Origin of the sequence: Lentzea sp. NPDC060358 (genome assembly GCF_042725365.1) — a bacterium.
Classification (GTDB): Bacteria; Actinomycetota; Actinomycetes; order Mycobacteriales; family Pseudonocardiaceae; genus Lentzea.
This window is the reverse complement of the sequence record NZ_JBHXCW010000377.1, coordinates 1-5,051: the sequence shown is the minus strand read 5'-3', so window position 1 is coordinate 5,051 and position 5,051 is coordinate 1. Positions and strand designations below refer to the sequence as shown.

The window sequence follows — 5,051 nt, the reverse complement described above, 5'->3', positions numbered from 1 at the left end:
CCCAAGCTCTCAGCTCTCCCAGACGATCGGGGACTTGCTGTACTCGGCGCGGTTGTACTCGGCGCCGGCCACCGCGAGGCCGTCCGGCGCGCCGCTGAGCACGCAGGTCTCGAACGACGCCCCCGCGGTCGTGAACGTCCGCGGCGCGCTCTGCGAGTCGCACTTGTCGGTGTCGCCGCTGATGATGACGCCGGTGCCCTTGCCGTCCGCGCCGACGCCGCGCAGCGACACCGAGGTGTAGCTCAGGTCGGTGCCGCTCAGGTTCTCGACCTTGACCCGCAGGTAGAACGGCGTGATGTTCTTGGCGCGGTCGCCGAACTTCGCGAGGTCCTCCTTCGCGCCCTGCTCGATCGCGGTGAGGGTGACGGCCATCGTGCCGCTCTTGTCACTCAGCGTGTACGGGATCACCGCGCGAGCGCCGACCTTGAGCTTCGTGCCGGGCGGCGTGACGTCGGCGCCGGCGACGGGCGGGACGGCACCCGAGGTGCTCGCCTTGGTCGGCTTGGACGTGGTGGTGGTCGTCTCGGCGGCGGTCGACATGTCCGACGTCGCGGGACTGGCCGTACCGGCCGTCTCCGTACCGCAGGCCGACAGGAGCAGGCCCGCCGTCGCTGCGGCGGCGATGAACAGGGGGCCACGGGCGTGCGTCACTGGCGGAACTCCTCGGACGACTACGGACGGTCACCGAGCACGCTAGGCCATTGCGACGAACGGCGGTATCGGTCGTTCACACCACACGCCCTACAGGTCGTCGAGGCCGATCAGCCCGTCCTGGATCGCCCGTGCGACCAGGGCGGCCTTCGTGGGGGCCTGCCGGCCGATCGCGGCGTACTTCACCCTGATCCGCTCGAGGTGCGAGTTGACGGTGCTGAGCGTGATGTTCAGCCGTTGCGCCACGAACTCCTTCGACTCCGACTGGAACCACTCGACGAGCACCTCCGTCTCGCGCGGCGACAGCGCCGGGCGCGTCTCCGAGGAGTCGCCCGCCAGCGCGCCCGCGAGCGCCGGTGGCGTGTACGACTGGCCTGCCGCCGCCGCGCGCACCGCCTGCACCAGGTGCTCGGCGCCCTCCGCCTTCGTCAGGTAGCTCAGCGCGCCCAGTTCCAGGCACTGCAGCACCACCTCGTCGTCGGCGCGCATCGAGTACACGACGACGCTGCGGCCGTCCTCCACGAGCTTGCGCAGCTCCGACAGCGCGGGCGTGACGCCGCCGAGGTGCAGGTCGAGCACGACCACCGACGCGTCCGCGCCGGGGCCGGTCCACGCCACCTCCGGGTCCTCCCCGCTCGCGAGCAGCGCGATGCCCGCCGCGGCCAGCCAGTGCTCGACCCCCGCGCGCACGACGGGGTGGTCGTCGACCACGACCGCCGTCACGTCGTCCGCCATCGCGCCTCACTCCTCACCAGTCCGCTGTGGACACTCGTCTCGACCGTCACCGACACCGGCGCGTCCTGGTTGCCGGGCAGCACGTCCGGCGCGTCCGCCACCACCGCCACCCGCACCTCGGTCGCCGTCCGCAGCAGGCTCACCTTCGCACGCCCGCCCGCGGCGGCGAGCGCCCGGGCCATCGGTGCCACCAGCTCGCGGCGCACCTCCGTCGGCACCGCCGTGGCCGTGCCGCTGACCGCGAGCGACACCACCACCCCGCGCCGTTCCGCGACGTCCACACAGGCCGTCAGCTCGTGCAGCAACGGGTCCGGCACGTCGTCGTTCTCCGCGAACAACCTCCGCAGCTGCACGGCCGCCACCGAGCACCGCAGCCTGGTCGCCTCGTCCCGCACGGTCACGACCTCGTCGGCGAGGTCCGCGAGCAGCGGCAGCACCGCGCCCAGCTGGCCCTCGAACCCGGCTCGCAGGTCCTGTTCCCGTTGCCGCGCCAGCTCTTCGCGGGTCCGCGCGGCGTCCCGCTCGGCGGCGGCCTGCGCGGCGAGCCGGGTGTCGCGCAGCAGCACCCGCGTGATCAGCAGGACGCCCAGCTGGAAGCTGGTGCCGCTGAGGATCACCACCCCGGCCGTGCCCACGTCCCCGTCGCCCGCGTGCGCGAACCACGCGACGCAGAAGCAGATGTGCGCGGCGAGCGCCGCCACCAGGACCCTCGGGCGGTCCGCGAGGACGAGCAGCAGGTACCAGCCGACGAGCCCGAACGCCCAGTCCGCCGGTCCGAACGACGCCCCGGCGGGCAACGAGGTCACGGCCAGCACCGACGACACGAGCACCGCGGCGGTGACGGGCACGGCGACGGCCGCGGGCAGCACGGCGCGACCGGCCGCGACGTGCCCGGCGACGATCCCCAGGACGGCGGTCAGCAGGGCGTAGGCGAGCCAGGCGGCCGGCCCCTGCTGGTGCGACACGAGCGACGGCAGCGTGAGCACCAGCTGCACGGCGAAGACCACGACGACGAGAACCTGCCGCGTGGTGGCGTGGACGGCGTGGTCAGTCATCGGCCGGCCACACCAGCCGCGCCGTCGTGCCCCGCGACGGCACCGACTCGACCACCGCCGAGGCCTCGGCCGCCCGCAGCCGTTCCACGACCGACCCGCGCAGCCCGCGCCGGTGGTCCGGCACGTCCCGCGGCACGAACCCGCGGCCGTGGTCGCGCAGCACGACGACGGCGCCCCGCCCGTCCCGCACGACCGTCAGCTCCGCCTCGGACGTGCCCGCGTGCCGTTCGACGTTCGCCAGCAGCTCCCGCACCGCCCGCACGAACGCGAGCGCCACCCCCGCGGGCACCGGCACCACCTCGGCGGACACCCGCACCGCGAGCGCGCTGTCCCTGGCCGCCGACGTCAGCGCCGCGCCGAGGTCCGCGGTGCCCTGCCCGCCGTCCCGCTCGGCCAGCACCACCAGGTCACGGCGGGCCTGCGCGGCCACCGCGGCGGGGTCGCCGCCGTGCGCCGCCATCAGGAACGTCGCCGCGGCGGTGTCGTGCAGCAGGGCGAGGTACTCGCGTTCGCGGCGCCCGCGGTCCAGCGCGACGGCGGCCGCGCGGGTCTGCTCGGCGGCCCGTTCGCGCAGCACGTCGACCCGCCTGCTCGACCGGCGCAGCAGCTCGTAGGCCAGCCGCGCGAGGACGACCTCCAGCACGGCCCGCACCAGCACGTCCGGTCCGGCCACCGCGACCTGCACCGCGAGCAGCCCGGTGGTCGCGGGCACCGTGACCCGCGGCGGCCACTGCCACTGCCAGGTGATCAGCGTCGTGGTGAGCACCGTGAGCACCCACTGCTCCGCGCCGGTGCCCAGCAGCACCGCCAGCACCACGACCCGGGCGAACGCCACCGGCAGCGCCGCGCGCGGCAGCCGGAAGTCCGCGACCGAGGTCAGCGCGACGAACCCGAAGAGCCCCCAGCCGAGTGCCGTGCCCAGCGAGAAGGCGCCGAACAGGCTGATCAGGACGACCCCCGCGCCGCGGATCGGGCCGGCGAGCCGGTTCACCGTCGCGAGCAGCCTGGTCTCCAGCACGACCGCATCTTCTCAGGTCCATGCGCCGGACATGCAGTTCGGCCCGCACTGAAGCCTTCGAGCGGGTCAAGCCTTGACGCGGCCCTTGGTGTTCCACCTCCGGTAGCCCGCGGCCACCGCCTCGGCCTCCGTCGCGAACGTGGTGTCGCCCTTCATCCGCCGGTAGTACGGCGAGTCGGGCGTGTGGTAGACCATCGTCTTCGAGTTCCCCTTGAGCGGCAACGGCTTCGGCCGCGCGACGGGCGTCTCCGCCGGCTGCTCCACGACCACCTTCTCGGCGGTGAGCCGCGGCGAGGGCAGGGCCAGCACCTGCTTGGGCGGGTCGGTCTTCAGGCGGCCGCGCACCGCGAGCCACGTCAGCAGCGAGCCGAGCGCGAACGACACCGCGCACAGCGCGAACATCTGCGAGAACAACCAGAGCACGGGAACTCCTAACGGACGACGACGTCGACCTGGCGGGTGGCCGGGTCGAACTCGTCGGGGGCGGGACGGGTCTCGGTGGCGATCAAGGCGGGCGACACTCCCTGGCCGACCAGCACGTCGCGCACCATCTGGGCGCGCTTCTGCGCCACGGCCGGATCGGTGCCGTGCGCCACCAGCGTGATCGAGGCGCGCGGGGCGACGAGGAGCATGCGCGCGACGCGTTCGACGAGCACCGTTCCGTGCCCCTCCCACGCCGTGGTGCCCTGCACGAACCGGATCGCGCCGTTGCCGTTCACGAGGCGGCCGACCGAGTCGTGCAGCGCCTCGACGTCCAGGTCGCCGGCGACCGCCGACGGCCCGACCTCGACGCGGTCGGTGACCCGCAGGCCGTTGGTCGCGTCCTCGACGGCGGCGCGCAGGGCCTTGGCGCGCTCCTCGTCGGGCACGCGGGCGGCGAGGGCCGCCTGGCCGTGGTGGACGGTCGCGGTCACGTCGGACACCTTCGCCGACAGCACGGCGTTCACCAGCCGCGCGACGACCGACGGCGGGATCGGCAGCGTGCCGCCGAGCCGCAGCGCCGCCGTGACGCGGTGGTCGCCGGCCTGCACCGCGCCGAGCAGCGCGCGCCGTTCGACGTCGTCGGCCACCGCCCCGGACAGCAGCAGCTCCGCTCCGCGCAGGGCGACCAGCAGCTGTTCGGGCTCGGCCGTGCGCACGTCGGTGTCACCGACGCCGGAGACGTCCGAGACCACGGCGCGCACGGCGTCGGCCGAGCGCGGCGAGACCTCGCTGACCACGACCGACCGGCCGCTCACCGAGACGACGCCGTGGTAGCCGGCCTTTCCCAGAGCTGTCCGCACGTCGGCGTCCAGCGTCCGTTCGATGCCGCCAGCGTGAACGAACACGCCGGTGGCGGCCAGCAGCGCGGGCACCAGGAGCCCGCCGATCCATACCGCGTGAGGCAAACGCACGGCGGAGGGCTTACCGGACCGCGAGACCGCGGTTCCAGCCACCGCACTCTTTCGGACCGGACTTCACCCGGTCAGGTGGTGGGGGCCCGGGGGCCCCACCCCCGGGGCCCCCCCGGCCGCCGAGACCCCCCCGCCCCGCCGGCGCCCCCCCCCCCCCCGCACCCCGCACAGGCCGAACACCCCGCGCCGGGTGATCGC

At 74.5% G+C, this 5,051-nt stretch carries 6 protein-coding genes; all 6 read right to left on the bottom strand.

Going from position 1 to position 5,051, the window contains the following annotated elements; all coding sequences use genetic code 11:
- Positions 1 to 9: 9 nt before the first annotated feature.
- Positions 10 to 651: a hypothetical protein gene (locus ACFWGZ_RS39435; protein WP_382456701.1), complete on the bottom strand. Its 642-nt coding sequence runs from the start codon at positions 649 to 651 to the stop codon at positions 10 to 12.
- A gap of 90 nt (positions 652 to 741) precedes the next feature.
- Entirely contained in the window at positions 742 to 1,386 is a 645-nt protein-coding gene (locus tag ACFWGZ_RS39430; protein WP_382456700.1) for a response regulator, read from the bottom strand.
- Positions 1,371 to 2,441, bottom strand: coding sequence for a hypothetical protein (locus ACFWGZ_RS39425; protein WP_382456699.1), 1,071 nt, complete (start codon positions 2,439 to 2,441; stop codon positions 1,371 to 1,373). Before ACFWGZ_RS39425 ends, ACFWGZ_RS39430 begins: the two co-directional genes overlap by 16 nt.
- Positions 2,434 to 3,459, bottom strand: a complete 1,026-nt coding sequence (locus tag ACFWGZ_RS39420) for a sensor histidine kinase (protein WP_382456698.1) — start codon at positions 3,457 to 3,459, stop codon at positions 2,434 to 2,436. The genes ACFWGZ_RS39425 and ACFWGZ_RS39420 overlap by 8 nt, the downstream gene beginning before the upstream one ends.
- 66 nt (positions 3,460 to 3,525) lie before the next feature.
- Positions 3,526 to 3,882 carry a hypothetical protein gene (locus ACFWGZ_RS39415; RefSeq protein WP_382456697.1) on the bottom strand — a complete coding sequence of 119 codons (357 nt, stop codon included), beginning with the start codon at positions 3,880 to 3,882 and terminating at the stop codon, positions 3,526 to 3,528.
- A gap of 8 nt (positions 3,883 to 3,890) precedes the next feature.
- Positions 3,891 to 4,853 carry a hypothetical protein gene (locus ACFWGZ_RS39410; RefSeq protein WP_382456696.1) on the bottom strand — a complete coding sequence of 321 codons (963 nt, stop codon included), beginning with the start codon at positions 4,851 to 4,853 and terminating at the stop codon, positions 3,891 to 3,893.
- Between the last annotated feature and the right edge of the window lie 198 nt (positions 4,854 to 5,051).

Coding starts and splice junctions, on each gene's coding strand:
- ACFWGZ_RS39430 (WP_382456700.1), bottom strand. CDS start 1,386: ATGGCGGACGACGTGACGGCGGTCGTGGTCGACGACCACCCCGTCGTG.
- ACFWGZ_RS39425 (WP_382456699.1), bottom strand. CDS start 2,441: ATGACTGACCACGCCGTCCACGCCACCACGCGGCAGGTTCTCGTCGTC.